This is a genomic window from Streptomyces sp. NPDC006872, assembly GCF_040635845.1.
Lineage (GTDB): Bacteria > Actinomycetota > Actinomycetes > Streptomycetales > Streptomycetaceae > Streptomyces.
Genome location: NZ_JBEYIL010000003.1, coordinates 571236 through 588710 on the forward strand (window position 1 = coordinate 571236; position 17475 = coordinate 588710).

General features: G+C 69.9%; 14 protein-coding genes and 1 pseudogene. 5 read left to right on the plus strand and 10 right to left on the minus strand.

All coding sequences use genetic code 11. The annotated features are described in order from the left end of the window. Positions 1 to 55 precede the first annotated feature (55 nt). The 5 genes and pseudogenes from ABZ725_RS11590 to ABZ725_RS11610 all read left to right on the plus strand — a co-directional run bounded on the left by ABZ725_RS11590 (position 56) and on the right by ABZ725_RS11610 (position 5800). Positions 56 to 2848, plus strand: a complete 2793-nt coding sequence (locus ABZ725_RS11590) for an ATP-binding protein (protein ID WP_358802481.1) — start codon at positions 56 to 58, stop codon at positions 2846 to 2848. A gap of 181 nt (positions 2849 to 3029) precedes the next feature. Further along, positions 3030 to 4352 (plus strand): hypothetical protein, encoded by a 1323-nt coding sequence (locus ABZ725_RS11595; RefSeq protein WP_358802482.1) that lies wholly within the window; start codon positions 3030 to 3032, stop codon positions 4350 to 4352. Further along, positions 4336 to 4608, plus strand: a complete 273-nt coding sequence (locus tag ABZ725_RS11600) for a DUF6406 domain-containing protein (RefSeq protein WP_358802483.1) — start codon at positions 4336 to 4338, stop codon at positions 4606 to 4608. The genes ABZ725_RS11595 and ABZ725_RS11600 overlap by 17 nt, the downstream gene beginning before the upstream one ends. Before the next feature lie 290 nt (positions 4609 to 4898). After that, a pseudogene (locus tag ABZ725_RS11605) lies at positions 4899 to 5036 on the plus strand (ATP-binding protein); the annotation flags it as partial. Between the two features lie 104 nt (positions 5037 to 5140). Continuing rightward, positions 5141 to 5800, plus strand: coding sequence for a Uma2 family endonuclease (locus ABZ725_RS11610; RefSeq protein WP_358802484.1), 660 nt, complete (start codon positions 5141 to 5143; stop codon positions 5798 to 5800). Between the two features lie 6 nt (positions 5801 to 5806). On the opposite strand, the gene ABZ725_RS11615 is transcribed toward ABZ725_RS11610, so the two are convergent. The 10 genes from ABZ725_RS11615 to ABZ725_RS11660 form a co-directional block, all read right to left on the minus strand. Continuing rightward, positions 5807 to 6070, minus strand: coding sequence for a hypothetical protein (locus ABZ725_RS11615; RefSeq protein WP_351919009.1), 264 nt, complete (start codon positions 6068 to 6070; stop codon positions 5807 to 5809). Positions 6071 to 6093: 23 nt separating this feature from the next. Beyond that, positions 6094 to 7602 (minus strand): WhiB family transcriptional regulator, encoded by a 1509-nt coding sequence (locus ABZ725_RS11620; RefSeq protein WP_358802485.1) that lies wholly within the window; start codon positions 7600 to 7602, stop codon positions 6094 to 6096. A 133-nt stretch (positions 7603 to 7735) separates the two neighbouring features. Next, positions 7736 to 8497, minus strand: coding sequence for a hypothetical protein (locus ABZ725_RS11625; protein WP_358802486.1), 762 nt, complete (start codon positions 8495 to 8497; stop codon positions 7736 to 7738). After that, positions 8494 to 8721 carry a hypothetical protein gene (locus tag ABZ725_RS11630; RefSeq protein ID WP_358802487.1) on the minus strand — a complete coding sequence of 76 codons (228 nt, stop codon included), beginning with the start codon at positions 8719 to 8721 and terminating at the stop codon, positions 8494 to 8496. The genes ABZ725_RS11625 and ABZ725_RS11630 overlap by 4 nt, the downstream gene beginning before the upstream one ends. A 65-nt stretch (positions 8722 to 8786) precedes the next feature. Next, a complete protein-coding gene (locus ABZ725_RS11635) occupies positions 8787 to 10979 on the minus strand; it encodes a hypothetical protein (RefSeq protein WP_358802488.1) in 2193 nt (730 codons plus the stop codon). Between the two features lie 53 nt (positions 10980 to 11032). Beyond that, the gene (locus ABZ725_RS11640) at positions 11033 to 11623 is read right to left on the minus strand and encodes a hypothetical protein (protein ID WP_351919020.1); all 591 of its coding nucleotides are present in this window, start codon (positions 11621 to 11623) and stop codon (positions 11033 to 11035) included. 53 nt (positions 11624 to 11676) lie between these two features. Then, entirely contained in the window at positions 11677 to 14676 is a 3000-nt protein-coding gene (locus ABZ725_RS11645; protein WP_351919022.1) for an ATP-binding protein, read from the minus strand. 72 nt (positions 14677 to 14748) lie between these two features. After that, positions 14749 to 15234 carry a hypothetical protein gene (locus ABZ725_RS11650; RefSeq protein ID WP_351919024.1) on the minus strand — a complete coding sequence of 162 codons (486 nt, stop codon included), beginning with the start codon at positions 15232 to 15234 and terminating at the stop codon, positions 14749 to 14751. A gap of 55 nt (positions 15235 to 15289) precedes the next feature. Further along, positions 15290 to 15553 carry a hypothetical protein gene (locus ABZ725_RS11655; RefSeq protein ID WP_307164503.1) on the minus strand — a complete coding sequence of 88 codons (264 nt, stop codon included), beginning with the start codon at positions 15551 to 15553 and terminating at the stop codon, positions 15290 to 15292. 60 nt (positions 15554 to 15613) lie between these two features. After that, the gene (locus ABZ725_RS11660; protein WP_358802489.1) at positions 15614 to 17275 is read right to left on the minus strand and encodes a conjugal transfer protein; all 1662 of its coding nucleotides are present in this window, start codon (positions 17273 to 17275) and stop codon (positions 15614 to 15616) included. Between the last annotated feature and the right edge of the window lie 200 nt (positions 17276 to 17475).

The following is a 17475-nucleotide window of genomic DNA, read 5'->3' on the forward strand; positions in this document are numbered from 1 at the left end:
TTGCGCGGACGGAACTCGCCGCGCGGACGGAACCTGCCGCTCGGACGGAACTCATATGACGGACGGTCCCGTCGGCGGCGCCTGGCAGCGGTTCGCGAGTGCCGAGGCCGCGCTGCTGCGCGAGGTTCCTCGGCAGCGGCCGTCCACGGACCGGCCCGTCGGCAGCGAGGACGAGCTGCGGGCGCAGCGCCTCGCCGCCCTCGTCTCCGCCCACCACGCACCGCACCCGCACGATCCGGCGGGCGGCGCCGTGCTGGTCGGCTGGGCGCGCCGGGCGGCCGACGGCCCGCTGGACGTCCTGATCGGCGGCAGCGCCCTGCTGGGCGGCCGGGCCGAGGAATCCGACCCGACGGCGTCCCTGCTGCGGCTGCCCGCGGGCGCGCGCGGACAGCGTCAGCCGACGGGGACGGCCGCCGCGCTGATGGCCTCCTTCCCCTGCTGGAGCGCGGTCGCCGGGGTGACCGACGGTCTGCTGGTCGACGACGAGCCGAGGTACGCGAACCCGGGAGCGGCCCTCCAGCGGCCCACCTTGGAGGACTGTCTCCTCGGGGTCTGGCAGGAACCGTTCGCCTGGTTGGTGTTCGCCGAGCCGGTGCCGCCCGCCGAACTCGACGAGCTCACCGGCGACGTGTCCGACGAACGACGCAGGGCACAGACCAAGGCGGAGGGCTCGCCCGAGTACGCCATCGCCGCCGCCCGGCTGGAGCGCAGGCACAAGGAGCTGGCCAAGGCCTCCGCCACCGGGCTGTGGCGCATACGGCTGCTGGCCGGCGGCCGCACGCCCGAGGAGGCGACCCGGGTGGCCGCCCTGCTGTGTGCGTCGGCCGACCTGGAGGGACTGCCGTACGCGCTGCGTCCGACCGGGCGGGTCGGTGATCTGCCCACCGCCCTCGGCGGAGTCCTGCCGGCCCCCGAGGAGTACCCCTTCCACGCCGGCTCGGACCTGCTCGCGGCCCTCGCCCGGCCCCCGGCCCAGGAGATCCCCGGCGTACGGTTCGCCCTGCGCCCGGAGTTCGACGTCACGCCCGAGACCGCGGGCCGTCCGGCGCAGCCCGGAGCCGGGCCCGTCCGGCTGGGCTCGGTCCTCGACCGCAACCGCAGTCCGGTCGGCGACCTCGAACTGACCCGCTCCACCCTCAACCGGCACACCTTCGTGTGCGGGGCGACCGGCGGCGGCAAGTCGCAGACCGTGCGCGGACTGCTGGAGTCGGCCACGCACGCGGGCATTCCGTGGCTGGTCGTGGAGCCGGCCAAGGCCGAGTACCGCTTCATGTCGGCGCGGCTCGGGGACGACGCCGAGGTGGTCGTCATCAAGCCGGGGGACCCGGAGTCGCTCCCGGCGGGCCTGAACCCCCTGGAGCCGTCCGCCTACACGAGCGGCGAGCGCTTCCCGCTCCAGACCCACCTCGACATGGTGCGCGCGCTGTTCCTGGCGTCCTTCGACCCGCAGGAGCCGTTCCCGCAGGTCCTGAGCGCCGCGCTGACCCGCTGCTACGAGGACCTCGGCTGGGACCTGACGCTGGGCGAGCCGACGATCCCGGGCACCGAGCCGCGCTACCCGACCCTGGAGGACCTGGAGCACACGGCGCTCAAGGTGGTGCTGGACATCGGCTACGGCAAGGAGGTCGCCGACAACGTCCAGGGCTTCATCAAGATCCGCCTGGCCAGCCTGCGCCTCGGCACGACGGGCCGCTTCCTGGAGGGCGGACGTCCGATCGACTTCGGCGAACTGCTGCGCCGTAACGTCGTCTTCGAGATCGAGGACGTGGGCGACGACAAGGACAAGGCGTTCCTGATGGGCACGATCCTCATCAGGCTCGTCGAGTACCTGCGCATGGAACAGCGGGTGACCCGTCGGCTCTCCTTCCCCCTGCGCCACTTGACGGTCTTCGAGGAGGCGCACCGACTGCTGCGCCGCGCGGAGGAGGGCGGCGCGAGCGCCCACGCGGTGGAGATGTTCGCCGGCCTGCTGGCGGAGATCCGGGCGTATGGCGAAGGCCTGGTCATCGCCGACCAGATCCCGAGCAAACTCCTGCCCGACGTCATCAAGAACACGGCGGCGAAGGTCGTCCACCGGCTTCCGGCCCAGGACGACCGGGAGGCCGTCGGCGCGACGATGAACATCACGCCGGCGCAGTCCGAGTACCTGGTCACCCTGCGGCCGGGCGAGGCCGCCGTCTTCACGGACGGCATGGACTACCCGCTGCTGGTGCGCATGCGCGACGGAACGTCCCGCGAGGACGCGGGCGCGATCCGCCCGTCGAAGGCGGCGGGACTGACCGGCCCGCGCAGCCGGGCCTGCGCGGCGGACTGCTCGACGACGACCCCCTGCACGCTCCGAGACCTGCGCAGGGCGCAACGCCTCACGGCCCGGACCGAACTCCGGATCACCCTGTGGGCGGAGATGGCGGTGGCCGCCCACCTGCTGGGCTGGACGACCCCGCTGCCGGGCGAGGCGATGCGCCGCGACCTCGACCCCTACCGGGGCCGTCTGCTGGACTGCGCGATCGGCCAGGCCGTCGACGCGGCGGTACACAGCCGCGTGGGCGCTCCGGCGGACCCGGGGGCGCTGAGCGAACACGTGGCGACGATGATGCGCGCGCAGTTGGACGGGCATGACCCGTGCCCGGTGGGCGAACCGCGCTGGAAGGCCCGCAAGGGCACGAAGACACGGGAGTACTACCACGGACGGTACGAGCCGTCGGCGCTGGAACGGATCGTGGGGTGTGTGGATCCGTCGGAGGAGTGGAGGAAGCGGTTCGCGCGCACGCTGACGTGCTTTGACCGCACGATCAGGCGACCGGGCATTGCCCTGCCGGGAACACCACGGGGGACCAACGGTGAGTGAAATCCATGAGAGCGAACGACCAGCAGTCCCGGATGTGCCGCCACAGCAGGCTGAAGCCGCGACGAGGTGGGAACCGGATGCGGTCGGAGAGCCTGAAGAACCGTACGGGGACGACTCTGCGGAATCTGCAGACCGGGGAACCGAGGGCGCATCGAGGCGTCCACCGGATGCCCACGACGGCTTGGCCGCGGACGAATCAGAGACTGCTGTAGACGAGATCGGGTTTCGAGAGCCTGAGTCACTGGCCTCCGGCCCGGACACGGGAGAACCTGAGGAGCCGTCCGACGACGAAGCCGACGTGTCACCAGGCGATGCGATCGAAGCGCCGGGCGGCGAGTTCGCGCGGCCAGAGCCGCCGTACGTCGATGTCCCTGACATGGAGCAGGAGGACAGCGAAGACTCGGGGGCCGGTGACATGGGCCACGAAAGTGATCAGGTCGCCGCGGCGGAGGAAGCTGACTCCACGTCGCCACCCGATGCCGGGCCGGGTGAGACAGTCGGAGGCGCACAGGCGTCAGAAGACGCTGCGCAGTCCTCGGACAGAGGCCTGCTGGGGCATTTCAGGGATGCTGTCGCCGCGGTGAGGGGCCGGGACAAGCCGACGGAGGTCCAGTCCCTGGTGGACAGGCCCGACTTTCAGAATCAGTACGCCCTGAATGCCCGTCCAGATCGCTACGGAACTCCACTGGAACGCGAAGACGGTACGCGTGTTCCGCTGTTCGATGGCGCCCCACGACGGGAGCAAACGCATCAGGGCAGCATTGGCGACTGCGGGATAATTTCAACGATGGGTGCCGTTGCCGGGCACATGCCCGACACTATTCGTGACTGTGTGCGGGAACGGGAAGACGGCTCCTATGATGTGACGCTTCACGAAACGAAGTACGTGGCGACACGGGATCGCTATGAGTCGACCGGGCGTCCTATCAATCTCACGGTAACGCCCGACCTGCCAGTGTTCTCGAAATCACCTGGTGAGGCCGGGTTTGCCCGGACGGCCGAAGTGGGGGTCGCCTGGTCGGCGATTCTGGAGAAGGCGATCGCCGGCGTCGACCAGACCTGGGACGACGAGCGCCGTGCAAAGTGGGATCGACAGCACCCTCAGGCTGATTCCGGCGCCCAGGGGTACGTGAGGCTGGATGATGGCAGCTACGGCAACGAGCGTGCGGAGTTGCTCACTCAAATAACAGGCCGTCCCTCGTCCACCGTGGATTTCCCCCGTGGATACGATATGCAAGGGCGCAGTGCTGATCGTCAGCTGATCGAAGACATTCGCGGGAAGCTCGCTGATGATTGTCCGGTTCTCGTGGGCACGGTGTCGAGGGGGGCAAGTGAATCTCCCCTCGCCAAAGACCTCATCTCGGGACATGCTTATGAGGTGACCAAGGTGGATGACCGAGGGTTCTTCCACCTGAGGAATCCGCATAACAGGAATCATCCCGAGGCGCTGACGCTCTCCGAATTCAAGGAATATATCAACCACCGCTATGTCACATTGGAGTGATGGCAAAGTGTCTGAAGTCAGGCTCGTGCATGGAATTCCTGCTTTCGAGGACGGGATCCAATTCGGAGTGATCCACGTCGATGCTCGGCCCGAAGTGCCGTTGACCGTGCGGTTGGGGGTGGCTGCGGAAGATGAGCAGAGGTACACCCTGGAAGTGGGTGATTCCTTTCTGGTCCGGGGAGAGGCTTGGAAGGTCGATCGAGTGGAGAATCCCGGCAGAGACAACTGGTGTGTTGTTCTGAAGAGGGTCGATTAGGACTTTCGGGTCGAACGGAGAGCGCCCTGAAATCCGTCCGTAGGCGTAGGGGAGCCTGACGCGCCCGGAGGGAGTTTGGTGCGAGGGCGTTCTCGGACAGGTGCTGGAACAGCCGGGCGTACTGGTCCAGGCTCGGCCTGTCGCCCAAGTACGTGAGGCCACTGGGAAGTTCGAGCAGAACGGTGCCCAACTCGGTGATGCCGGGCATGGCGTGCACGAAGTTGCCGCTGTAGGCCGGGTAAGTCTGGGCGGTCGTCGCCCACCCCGCCGCAGGGGCTGTCGCCTGTTGGGGGAGGGGGCTCGCCCTTGTGGACGAGATGGCGGACGGGTGGGGTGTGGCCGACGAGCGGGCGGGGCGGTATGCGAAGGGGGTGTGGTTCGAGCTGGGTGGGGGCCGTGGATCCTTCCGCTGTCGCTCGAACGGGTGATCAGGAGGGCTTCCCCCTGTTCGGACGTATTGCCGTACCTACCGTGATCGCGTCGCTTGTGGTCCAAGGGACGTCAAGCCCACACTTGAGGAGGTGATGCAGCCATGACCGCTCTTGCGCACGAGAGGCCCGACACCATGCCTGAGACCAGGATCGAGCCCGTGTCCCGGCCGGAGAACGGCCCTGACCTCGACGAGGTCGTGTGGCAGGCATGGAAGGCCATGGAACTTCCCGAGGGCTACCGCGCTGAGATCATCGAGGGAGCCATCGAGGTGTCGCCCACCGGCCGCTATTCGCACAGCCAGATCATCTTCCTGCTGAAGGAGGCGCTGGGAGAATTCCTCAGGGGTGGGGACTTCGCCGCCCGACACGACACCAACATCATTCACGGGGGCTCGGCGTGGATTCCCGACCTGTTCGTCGTCGCGAGGGACCCCGAGCGCTACGTGACCGATGACGGCCTCGGCCTCACCGCTGCCGCGGTCCGGGTGATCTTCGAAGTCGTTTCCCCCGGCAAGCGCAACCAGGACCGCGACCACATCCGTAAGCGCCGCGAGTACGCCCGCGCCGGCATCCCCGTCTACATCCTCATCGACGACTACGACGACCAGGGTGCCGTCACCCTCTTCAGCGGTCCTCAGCCCGACAAAGCCGACTGGGCGGACATCCACCGCGTCCCCTACGGCACCGACGCCACCATCCCGAAAGGCCCCGCCAAGGGGTTCGTCATCGGTGAGGCGATCACCGGGCCCAAGCGGGGCTGAAGCTGCTCAGCCCAGCTGTTCCGTCGTGCCGTCCGGGTGGATGAGGAGGCGGATCGCGCCGCCGTAGCGGTTGTCGGTGATGGTGGCCGGGGTGGGCGCGCCGAGTTGCTGGGCGCGCTGTTGGAGGATCGACAGGACGACGTCCTGGATGTCGCCGTAGGGCGGAGCCGTGACCGGGACGCCGTCGATCAGGCCGGCGTTGGGGGAGAAGACGTGCACCTGGGCGTCCGCCGTGGCCGGGGGCGGGGGTGTGGGCGTCGGTTCGGTCATCGGGGCGGTGGGTTCCTTCCGGCTCAGGCGCTCTTCGCCGCGTCCGGCTCGGGTCGGCCGGGCAGGACGGGGACGTCGGGGACGTCCACGGTGCGAGCGTACGTGCCACGGGCGAGGCGTTGTAGGCGGCCCGACTTGACCAGGGCGGACAGGACGTTGCTGATCGTCTTCGAAGGGTCGCCGTAGACGCCGGGCGGCAACGCGCGCAGGACGTCGCGGGAGGAGAAGGGGCCCGGGAACGTGGCCACGGCGGTTTCGACGGCGGCGCGGATGCTGGGGGTGTCGGACGGCGTGGTGTGGGGGGTCTGGCCGGTGGCGGCGGGCGACGCCCTGCCGGCCGGGGCCGGGTGCGGGAGGCATGCGCGGACGCCCTGCAGCGCGCTGCGGATCGGCTCCAGGCGGCCCTCGTCGCCGGCCGAGGTCGCGGCGAGCATCGTCGCCACCTTCTCTATGTTGGCGAGGCCGGAGGCCAGTTCGCGCAGCAGCGGTTCCAGGAAGTCTCGGCGCAGCGCCGCCACCGGGTCGGTGGTCGCGAGCTCGACGGAGACCGAGCCGGTCAGGGCGCGGAGGGGGGCGCCGGTGTCGGCGGCGGCCTCGGCGGGGTCGTCGCAGCAGCCCTCCGGGGCCACCGCCTCCACGGCCTTCCGTACGGCGCGGAGGTGGTCCGGCAGCTCCGGTGCGATGTCACCGCCGGGCACGCTCGCCAGCATCGTGACCAGCTGCTCCAGGCTGTCGAGCGTGGGCAGGGCGGAGCGGATCAGCGGGACCAGCAGGGCTTGTCGTACGGCCTGGGCGGGATCCTCGTACGAGAAGGCGATCCGCTGCCCGGACTCGGCCGATGGCATGTCCTCGCTCCTGCTTTCCGGGTGGGCGTGTGGGTGGGGGTGTGGCTGGGGGTGGTGTCCGGGGCCCTGGCTGTGCGTGGGCTGTGCGGGCCGCGTGGTGGTGTGCTCGTGCAATTGCCTGGGTATTGCGGGCAACTCGCGGCGCAGCCTGGCCAGTTGCTCCTGGCGGGCGTCGAACGCGTCGAGGATCCGCTCCAGCTCGGGCAGCCCGCGCTCGGCGGCGTGCAGGGCGGCCGCGTCGGTGGTGCGGGAGCGCAGGCGCAGGAGGCGGCGGGAGGTGTCGCCGGTACCGCCGGCGCCGCCCGTGCCGCCGGTGCCGTCGCCGGTGTGGGTCGGGAGGTTGCCGTCGCCGTCGCCGATGCCGAGCGTTCGGCGGATCCAGCGGCGGTCCTCGAGCGTGGTGGCGGCCGTGTAGCCGGACGGCTCCGCGTGTGCGACCGCGTCCTGGAGGCACTCCTGCCACAACGGGCAGGAAGCGCACAGGTCGCGGGCGGTGCGCAGCAGGACGAGGTGCTGGTGGCGCTGTTCGGGAGAGATGTCCGGGATGTCGGTCGACGCCTCCAGCAGTGGGTGCTGGAAGACGTCCGGTCGGCGCTGGCAGGGCAGGGCGGCGTCCGGTATGTGAGCTCCCTGCCCATGTACCGGTCCGCGCGGCGACCGCGCGTGCAGCACCGTATGGCTGGCCATACGCATGTTTGTAATCCCCCGTGGTGATCCGTGATCGGAGGGGACTCTAGAACGACCCGTCAACCCGGTGCAACGCATCTGCAAAGCATGTGCCGTTCTGGCACAGTGACGAGACGAAAAGTTCACACGGGCCTCAACTGTCCGCCGGGTCACTGGCTTTGCGCGGCCGCAGTCGGCCAAGTACCCGACGGGTACGGGCTACCACGGCATTCGCGCTGTTTCCGCGCAAGGCCAGTACACCGATCACTCCCAGGAAACCGAGCGGTACGCCCGCTTCGGGCAGGAACATCCCGACGACCGACGCGATGACGAGGATCACATCCGCGAGCACGACGGTGACGCCGCGTCGGCCCGGATGGTCCTTCACCATCCACGCGCCGAGGAGCGCCATACCGGCGAGCGCCCAGTACCCGAAGGCGGCTTGGCCGGTGACGGTCGCACTTGTGGACATACGGGCCGAGTCGCCCACGGCGGAGAACAGTCCGGTGAACGCGGCCGAGAGGATCGTCGACCCGAGGCCCAGGAGGAGCTGGCCACGGCGGCGCAGCAGCCAGACCACCGCACCGAGGACGACCAGGGCGCAGACCGTGATGAAGCTGGAGCCGCTCTCGGAGGCGATGGCGAAAAGCGTGTAGGCGGCGGCGAGGCCGAAGACGACGCGGGGAAGGAGCTTGACCGCCCAGGGGTCGTTCTCGTCCTGGTGGAGGAGACGGCGGAGGAGGGGGAGCGGGCCTCCCGTGGAGCCGGTGGAGCCGGTGGGGTCCGTGGAGCTAGTGGGGCCCGTGGGGCTTTGTGCGGGGCGGGTGCTCCGTTTGGGTTCGAGGGGCGGCTTCGGCTTCTGGCCCGGCTTCTGGCTCGACTTCGACTTCGCCTGCTTGCTCGTCTTTGAGCTCATCCCAGCCCCGGTCCTGTCGTTTGTTTCTGTAGGTCGGGCGCCGCGGACGCCTCGGCTTTGGGAGCCAGCAGCCGGCCGGGGCCGTCGTCCTCGGCTGTTCCACCCGCCCGCTTCTCCTCGTCCTCAGGAACACCCGCCCACACCGTGGGCCAGTCCACGCCGATGAGCCGCTCCAGCTCCACGACCAGTTGGCCGGGGGTGCGGTCGGCGGTCAGGGCGGGCATCGGAGGCTCCTCGGAGGCTTTGCGGGCGGGTGGGCTGGGTCAGCGGCTGGGTCGGTGGCCGCGGGTCAGACGCGACCGCTGGGGCCGCGGGGGTCCCGGGGCGGTGGCGGGGGCGGGGACGGGGTTGCGGGCGGCGGTGTGGTGGGGTTGGGGCGGGGACGGGGGGTGGGGGGTTGGGGCTGGTGCTGTGACTGCTGCGGAACAGGCGAAGGCGCAGGAGCGGGCGCAGAGGCGGGCATCGGGCGGGGCTCGGACGGGGGCGCCGGCTGCGCGGCGGACTGGCCGCCGCCGCTGACCCGGCGACCGCGTGTCGGGGTGGGGGCGGGGGACGACTCCGGCTCCGCTGCCTTCCGCGCTTCGAATTCCTCCCGGGTCATCTCGTGCTTCATACGCGTCGTGTCAGCCGACTGGTGCTGGGTCTTGCGCTGCTCGCGCTTGGACTGACCGATCCAGCCCCACTGCTGCATCTTGTCCCGGCCCCTGCCGCCGGCGACGACCCTGTCGATTCCCTTGGCCGTGCCGCCCGCGACGCGGCCCGAGGTCTTGGCGGCGGACGCGGCGAGACCTGGCGCCATGGCGGTCACCTTGCCCGCGGTGTCACGGATGCCGAGTACGTCCTCGCCGCCCGCGACCTGCGGGGTGAAGTTCCCGCCGAGGAGTTTCTTCAGCATCATCACGATGGCGATGGTCACCAGGAGCAGCATCAGCAGCTGGGTGCCCAGGGCGACCTTGGCCGGCAGGATCATCTGGTAGAGCACCAGGAGCACGGTCAGGATCACGCCGAAGCCCGCCCGCAGCACAAAGCTGTGGATGAACGTCTCCAGCCAGCTCCGCAGCAGCTTCTGCTGGGACGGGTGGATGCCGAGCGTGGCCACCAGCGGCAGCAGGATGACGAGGATCAGGGTTACCGCGTGCCACAGCAGGGTCAGGGCGCTGAGCACGATGACCATCAGCCCGACGATGAGCGCGGCGATGATGGAGTAGAAGGCGAGCCCCACCCGGTTGCCGGCGTGCTTGCCCGCCCAGTCGTCGAAGGCGACCGGGTAGATGTGCATGTCGTCCACGTCGTCGCCGTCGTCCTTGCCGCCGGCGACCTGCTGGCGGATGGGCACCCACGAGTCCTCGAACTTGTCGAGCTTCTTTCCGCTGAACGCGTCGACGTTGGTCTTGGACTGGGCCACGAGCTGGATCACCCGAAGGTCCTCGCAGCGGGCCCCCTTGCCCCAGTCGCACGTCTCGTTCTTGTCGGCAGGAACGCAGACGCCGTTCGTGACCTTGCCGCCGCCGTCCTTCTTGAAGATGCAGTTCTTGCCCGGGTCGCCGAACTGTCCGAGCGCCCACGGCCGGAAGACGAGCGTGTCGTACATGGCGCAGCTGGATATGCGCAGGCCACGGTTGTACTCGCCCTTGTCGAGGTCGCAGGGCGCCTGTGTCTCACCGGACACGCCGGCCAGGACGGTCTCCGTCAGCGCCGAGTTGGCCCGGGCGATGTAGGAGTCGGCGGTGCTCACGAACTTGTCGTAGTTGCCGCCCGTGAGGAACGCGGTGACGGCGATGATCGTCAGTGCCGACCACGAGATGCCGGCCCACACCTCACGCATGTCGCCCTTGCGCCACTTGGTGAACACCCACAGGCCGACCAGCACGATCATGACCGGCACGGCCGGACGCAGCACGTTCTCCTTCAGCGTCGTCACGACGCTGTCGCGGCCCTCGTAGAGACCGGCGAGCGGGCTGGGGTTGGACGCGGACTCCTTGATGGAGATGGCGGCCCGGGTGAAGATCTTGGTGCCGTTGAGGATGGAGTCGGCGATGCCGTTGTTGACCATCGACATCACCGAGCAGTCGTCGGCGCCGCTGCCCAGGTTCCCGTTGTCCTCGGAGGCGTCACCGCGGCCCTTGAAGGTCTGGGACCAGTTCATGCCGCGCATGCCGTCGAGTTCGTACATCGTGTACTTGTCGGGGCTCTTCGGCATCTTCACCGCGCCGGTCGTCGTCCCGGAGTCGTCCAGGAGCGTCGTCGACTGCTTGGTGTCCTTGTCCCACTGGATCACCGCGGCGAACATGGACTCGCCGTTGTTGCCCGGCGTGTCCATCTGGTAGCTGTCGTCGCCGGTGAAGTCGCAGGAGAAGCCCGCGTACGCCGGGGTCGGCATGGCCAGCGTGAGGGCCGTCAGGGTCAGCGCCACGAAGAGGAGGGCGCGGACGGCTGTGCCTGCCCTGGTGAGGGCGCGGCGCAGCGCTGTGCGCGAGGGCATCTGTAGTCCTTCGGGGAACGCGGGGGTGGGATGGGGGAGGGTCGGGGTTCGGGTCAGCTGGGGAAGTAGTCGCTCAGCACACAGCCGTCGACGGCTGCGGCCTCCTTCGTGAAGCCGCTGGGCGCCGAGAAGTCCGCGTCGCAGGTGAGGAACCTGAGCTCGGACTTCTGCAGGCCCTGGCGTGCCGTGTCGCCCACCGGGACGACCGCGAAGTCCTGACCGACCAGGAACTCGGAGCCGTCCTTCTTGACGGCCGTCTGGAACTTCTCCATGTCCTCGACGGACAGCAACGCGATGGGGTGTCCGGACTCGTCCGTGCAGACCCCGCGCTCCTTGATGCCCCAGGACGGGTCCGCGGCTTCGTCGGCGCCCCAGGCGCTGTCCTGGCTGTCGTGGTTGGCGTCGTACTCCTTGCCCGTCGACAGGTCCAGGCAGGGGGTGTACTTGTTCAGGTAGTACGCGATGGACGCCATGTCCGACGCCTTGGGCAGCGAACTGCCCGCGGCCTGCTCGGTGCTGCCGGTCGAGGCCGAACTCTTCTCGTCGCCGCTGCTCTGGTCCTTGTCGTCGCCGCTCCCGCACGCCCCCACAGCCGTCAACGCGACGAGGGTGGCGCCGATCGCGAGCGCTCGCTTGATTCGCATGGTGTCCGTCCTCAGTGCTGATGGGGGTTGGTCGGCGGCGGGTTCGCGCGCGGTCATGCCGGCTGGGCGGCTGCGTTCTGATCTGAGCGTTGCGCCGTGGCCGGGTCCTCCTCGACCTCCTGGAGGAACGTCCAGTCCCACACGCTCAGGGGCGGGTTGATGCCCTGCCGGGCCGGGCGGGTGGTGCCGTTGGTGTCCGTGGCGGCCAGGATCTCCTTGAAGACCAGGTCGACGGCGACCGTGCCGACGCGTTTGTCGGCGTCGCGCTGGAGGCAGACACCCGTGCGGAGTTCCTGCAGCGCGGCGATGACCTTCGGGTCGTTCTCCGGGCGGCCCAGGAGCGGGGCCACCAGGGACGCCTCCTGCGCCGACTTCTGCTTGAAGGCGAAGACCGTGTGGATCTGGTTGGCGCCGCCGCTGCGGGCCTCGGAGTCCTCGATCTGGACCAGGTCGATGGCCTGCTGGGTGATCAGGACGGTGACCGCGAGGTAGGAACGGCCCTGCTTGAGCGCGCGGCGCATCAGGTCGCGGCCGGACTCGGTCGCGGTGACGACGTACGCCTCGTCGACGAAGAGCGCCTTGGGGCGCAGCCCGATCTCGCCGGTCACCGGGTTCTTCTCGTAGCCGACGTCGAGCATCTGGCTGCCCAGTTCCACGACCGCCATCAGGGCCGTCGCCGCGAGGCGTTCCGCCGGGTTCCAGCTGCGCGGGTCGGAGGCCGCGGGGGACTGGAAACCGCGCAGGGTGATGACCGTGCGGCGCTTGCGCATGCTGGACAGCGGCTGCGGGCGCTCGGCGAAGGAGAGCCGGGCGTACGGCAGTGTGCGCAGCTCCGTGAGGAGCATCTGCGCGAGCTTCAGGTCCTTGATCGCCTCCCGGTCGCCGGACGCGACCGCCTGGTCGTACGCCGCCACGACCTCGTCGACGACCTGCCACAACGTCGGGCGGGGGACGGCGAGTTCGGCGTCGCGGGCCGTGTAGCCCTGCTCGACCGCCTGGCGGATCGCGGAGTTGTAGCGGCCGATGACCGTCGCCATGCCCTCGATGACGGGGAGGCGTACGCGCTGGTAGTCGTCGTCGCCGAGGAAGCCGCGGAGCATGGACTCGGCGAGCAGGCGGCCCGCGGGGACGTCCCGGGCGATGACCCACGGGTCCAGGACGCCGGCCTGGCCCTTGAGGAGGTCGACGACCTCCGTCTCCGCCCAGAACTCGGGGTTCACCGGCTGGAACCGGCTCTGCGGCGTGCCGAGGAGGCCGGACTCCGCGTCCCCCGCGAAGGCGGGGTCGTTCACCTGGGAGCCGTAGGCCAGGTAGTAGCACATCTGGGCGAAGTCGGTCTTCGGGTCGATGACCAGGCAGCGGACGCCCGACTCCGACTCCTCGTAGAACTTCTGGAGGGCGAGGGACGACTTTCCACCACCGGACGCGCCGACGATCGCGAGGCCACCGCCGTCGTTGCGGGCCGGGCCGACGTGCAGCGAGTAGTGGACCGGCATCTTGCCCGCCCAGCCGACCAGGTTGCCGACCCAGCCCAGCCGCTTGCCGGACCGCTGCTCGGGGTTGTCGCCCAGTTCGGTTCCGGCGGTCGGGAGTCCGGCGCCCAGCTGCTCGACCTCCTGCAACCGCAGATAAGGAGCGATCGGCAACTTGGGCGCATCACCCGGAAGTTGGGACTGGAGCAGTCGCCACTGCTGACGGGTCGGGCGCAGCAGCGTGACCTTCAGGTCCTGCTTGAACTGCATCTCCAGAACGCGGCGGCGGCGCTCCAGCTCCTTCACGTCGTGCGCCGAGATCGTGAAGCGGATCTGCGCCTCCATGCCCGGCATCTTGTGCTCGTCGATGTCGTCGACGAGTTCCTGCGCGCGGGTGACCTGCGTGGCCAGCTTGGTGTCGGGGCTGCGGCCGGAGTTGGCCATGTCGTTCATCTCGTCGACCAGGTTGCCGCGGATCTTGTCGGCGCGGTCCTTGAACTTGAGGTACGGGATGAGCGTGAACCGCATGTCGATCTCGACCGGGAAGTCCACGTGCTGGGCGGCGTAGCGGGCCCAGGCGGTCGACTGGCGGAAGCGGGTCTCGGCGGGCCAGTTGGCGGCGACCAGGGTGGTGGTGTAGCTGGTCTGCTGCTCGCCGGTGACCTCGTCGTACTGGTTCAGCACGATGTGCGTCTTGCGGTTCTCGCCGGAGAAGTCGACGACCAGGTCGAACTGGTTGGGGCCCCAGGCGCGCGAGCCGAGCACCGGCTCCGGCGGGACCGGGAGGTCGCCGTGGAGCGGCTTGCGGATCAGCCAGACGAGCTCCTCGCGGCTGAGCGGGGTGCCCTTGAGGCCCTCCAGGCTCTCGTGGACCTCGACGGCGACCTGCGTCCACTCGGCGAGGACGTGCGGGGAGAGGTACTCGTCCGCGACGCCGGTCGCGGTGGCGGCGGCCTGGTCGGCGGCGCCGCGGACGCCCTGCAGGAGGCCGGGCTCGTCGTACGGCTCGTCGTCCTGGGCGACGACGCCGGAGCCGCCGCTGGTGCGCTTCAGCGAGCCCAGCTTCACCAGCAGGATGTTGCGCTCCCGCTTGGCGCCGATGCGCTCCTGGTACTCGGCCTTGCGCAGGTTGTACGCCTTGTAGTTGTCGGTCGGCTCCCAGGCGATCGCGTTCAGCTCCTCCGCCCAGGTCAGCGCGGTGATCGGCTGGTAGACCTTGCGGTAGTGGCACTCGACGTTGCGGTCGCCGCGGGCCAGGTTGAGCAGACCGCGGGCCGGGCCCTCGGCCATCGCCTGGAGCTCGCCGGCGTTCAGGTACTCGTCGATGGCGTTGGGCAGGACCATGCCCGTCCACACCGAGTCTCCGTGCACGAAGATCATGTCGTCGGCGTAGCGGTACGGGAGGCGGAGGTCCTCGCGGCGGGCGCCGGCCGAGGAGCCGGACGGCTTGGAGCGGGCCGAGGACGACCGGTTCGAGCCGCCCTGGCCGCCCTGGCCGTTCTTCTTGCTCGACGTGGCGGCCATGATCATGGCGACCACGAAGAAGGCGGCCGCCCCGCCCAGAAGGATCAGCATGAACATGGGGGAGTCATCCTGCGGTAGTTGGCGTGTAAGAGGTCAGCGGTGGCTCGGTGAGTGGCTCGGCGGTGTGGCTCATCGATAGGTGGAGAAGGCGCTGCCGCGCTGTGCGGCAGCCCGGCGGGCGGCGTCGTAGCGGGCCTGCCAGCGCGGTGAACCGGGGGTGAAGAGGATGACCTGCCAGTGCAGTTCCTCGGGTTCCTGGTCCGCGGCGAGGCCTTGCAGGCGTTTGGGCTGGAACCACCAGTCGGTCCACACCACGATCTGCTGGCTCAGCGTGAGCGCCGAGGGCAGCGGCCGTCCCCAGACGAAGTAGACGGCGAACGGCGGCCCGAAGTAGAGGATCGACGTCCACATCGACATGCCGAGGAAGGGCAGGAACGCCGACATCGTGAACAGCGTGATGAGCCAGAGCAGCCCGAAGCCGAAGGCCGCGCCCAGCGCGGGCAGCAGCAGGCCCGGCAGCGGGATGTTGCCCCAGTTCCAGATCCGCTTGGGGCGGTTGACCAGATCGGTGTGGTCGTACGCGACCAGCGGCTCCGGTGGTGCCTCCTGGCTCATGTCTGCGAACTCCCCTGGTAGGGACGGCTACTGACGGTCCGTTCGAAGTCGGACGTCAGCCGTTGCCGCCGCCGATCTGGCCGCCGAGGTCGATGAGCAGACCGGCGAGGCCGGTGGCGCCGCCGATGATGAGCGCGGCGAGCGCGATCATGCCGAAGCCCTGGAAGGCCTCGCGCATGCCGTCGCCGCGCTTCATCGACAGAAGCATGCGGATGCCGAGGATCAGGAGGGCGATGACGGCGACCATCGTGCCGGCGTTGCGGAGGATCGTCTCGATCTCTCCGAACATGTCCTCCATCGTGGTGGCGGCCAGGTACACGGTGTTTCCTCTCGGGTGGTGAAGCAGTAGGTGAGCGAATGCAGGTCAGGACGCGTCGGGCTACTGGCCCTTGGGCGACTGGGCGGTCGTGGGGGCGGACGCGGAAGCGGAGGACGAGGGACCGGCCGAGGGGGAGGCGGTGCCGGTGGCGGCGTCCGCGTCCCCGCCGGTGTCGGCCCGTCCGCCCTGTGAGTCGAGCACACCGCCGCGGATGTCCTTGATGAACCAGCCCTGGGCCGTGTTCACCACCGTCATCCGATAGGCGCGGCGCACCGTCTCGCTCTTCGGATCGCCCCAGTCGACGACCACGCGAACCTCGACGGCCTGTCCGACGGGGTAGGTGTAGGGGTTGGTCTTCTGCAGGCTCGCCGGGACGAGCGCGACGACGTCGTTGATCGTCGGGGTCGCCAGTCGGCCGGACAGGCCCGACGTGGCCGACTGCGTGGCGTCGGGCGTGGTGAAGCGGGCCATGGCCGTCGCGTCGGAGGCGCCCCAGGCCGCGAAGTAGCCCGGCAGGACCTTTTGCTGGAGCTGCTGTGCCAGGGAGTCGTCCACGACCTCGTCGTCCTGGTCGATCTCCGGCACGTCCGCGCGGGCCGGCAGCGGCATCTGGCCGACGTCGCCGGCGACGCGCATGCCGTCGCCCGTCGTGAGGTCCTTCACGTACACCGGGACGGTGAGCGTGGTGAGCGTGCCGTCGTCGGTGCGGACCTGGACCCCGATGTAGCGGCCGTGGTCGCCGTACTCGGGAAGCTTCTCGGCGGTCCCGTCCCAGGTGGCGGAGACGGCGGTGGAGGTTCCCTCGCCGCTCCAGCCGCACTCGGCGTCGACGCCGGAGGACGCGTAGCGAGCGAGGTTCACCCGGCGGGCGGACGCGGTCTCCGGGGAGAACGTCATGCACAGCAGGGCGTACTGCTCCGCGAAGGTCGCCGCCTGCTGGGTCGGGAAGTCGGTGAGGCGGTACTTGTTCACATCGGCGGTGTCCAGCCCGGCGGTCGAGGGCCCGGACGACTTGCCGACCACCAGTCCCATCACGCCGCAGGAGCCCAGCGCGAACACACAGGTGGTGATCAGCAGGGTGGCGCGGAGCGCGACGTGCGTACGGCGGCCACCTGTGGAGATACGACCACCGGGCTTGGGGACGACGAAGTCGCGGTGGGGGGCCGCGGTCTGGGCGGGGCCGGACGCACCGGCCGTGGTGGTGGCCCGGGCCGGGGCTGCCTTGAGGGAGAGCGTCTGATGGGCGGCGGCGGGGGCCTGGGGCGCGGCCTGGGCCCCCGCGGCCACGGCAGGCGCGGGTGCGACTGCGGGGGCAGCGGCGGCCGTAGCCGGGCCGCCCCTCTTGCGCTGCTCCTTCTCCGCCTTCTTCTGCTCGTACGCCGCCTTGCGCGCCGCCCGCTCCCGCTCGCGCTTCTCCTGCTTCGACTCGCCCTGGGGACGCGTCTCACGCGGCGGCAGCGACGGTACGGCGGCCTGGCCGGCCCGGGGCGTGTTGCGCACCCAGGCGGCGGCGACCTGTGCGCGGGCCGCGTCGGAGGGGAGTTGCTGCGGCTGGGGCTGGGATGCCTGTGGCTGCTGGGGGGCGGCACCGTGCTGCCCCTGACCCTGCCCTTGCCCCTGCCACGCCTGCTGCTGAGGCTGCTGGGAAGGACCGAAGGACCCGGGCTGCCCGGAAGGCTGGCCTCCGCCGACCGCGCCAGCAGGGCTGTTGTGGTCTGTCATCGAGTCGGTTACTCCAGCGAGTCGATTCCCCGTCCGTCCGCCGGGGCGGGTCACGGCCGCACCGCACGACGGGCCCTGGCCCAGCCAGGTGCGCTGGCAGTGTGACAAAGACCCGTCACGGGACCGGTGTCGCTTTCCTCGTCGGGAGTCGGAGGATTCCCGGCCGGCCTCCTTCGGGAAAGTCGCCGGGAAAACTGGCA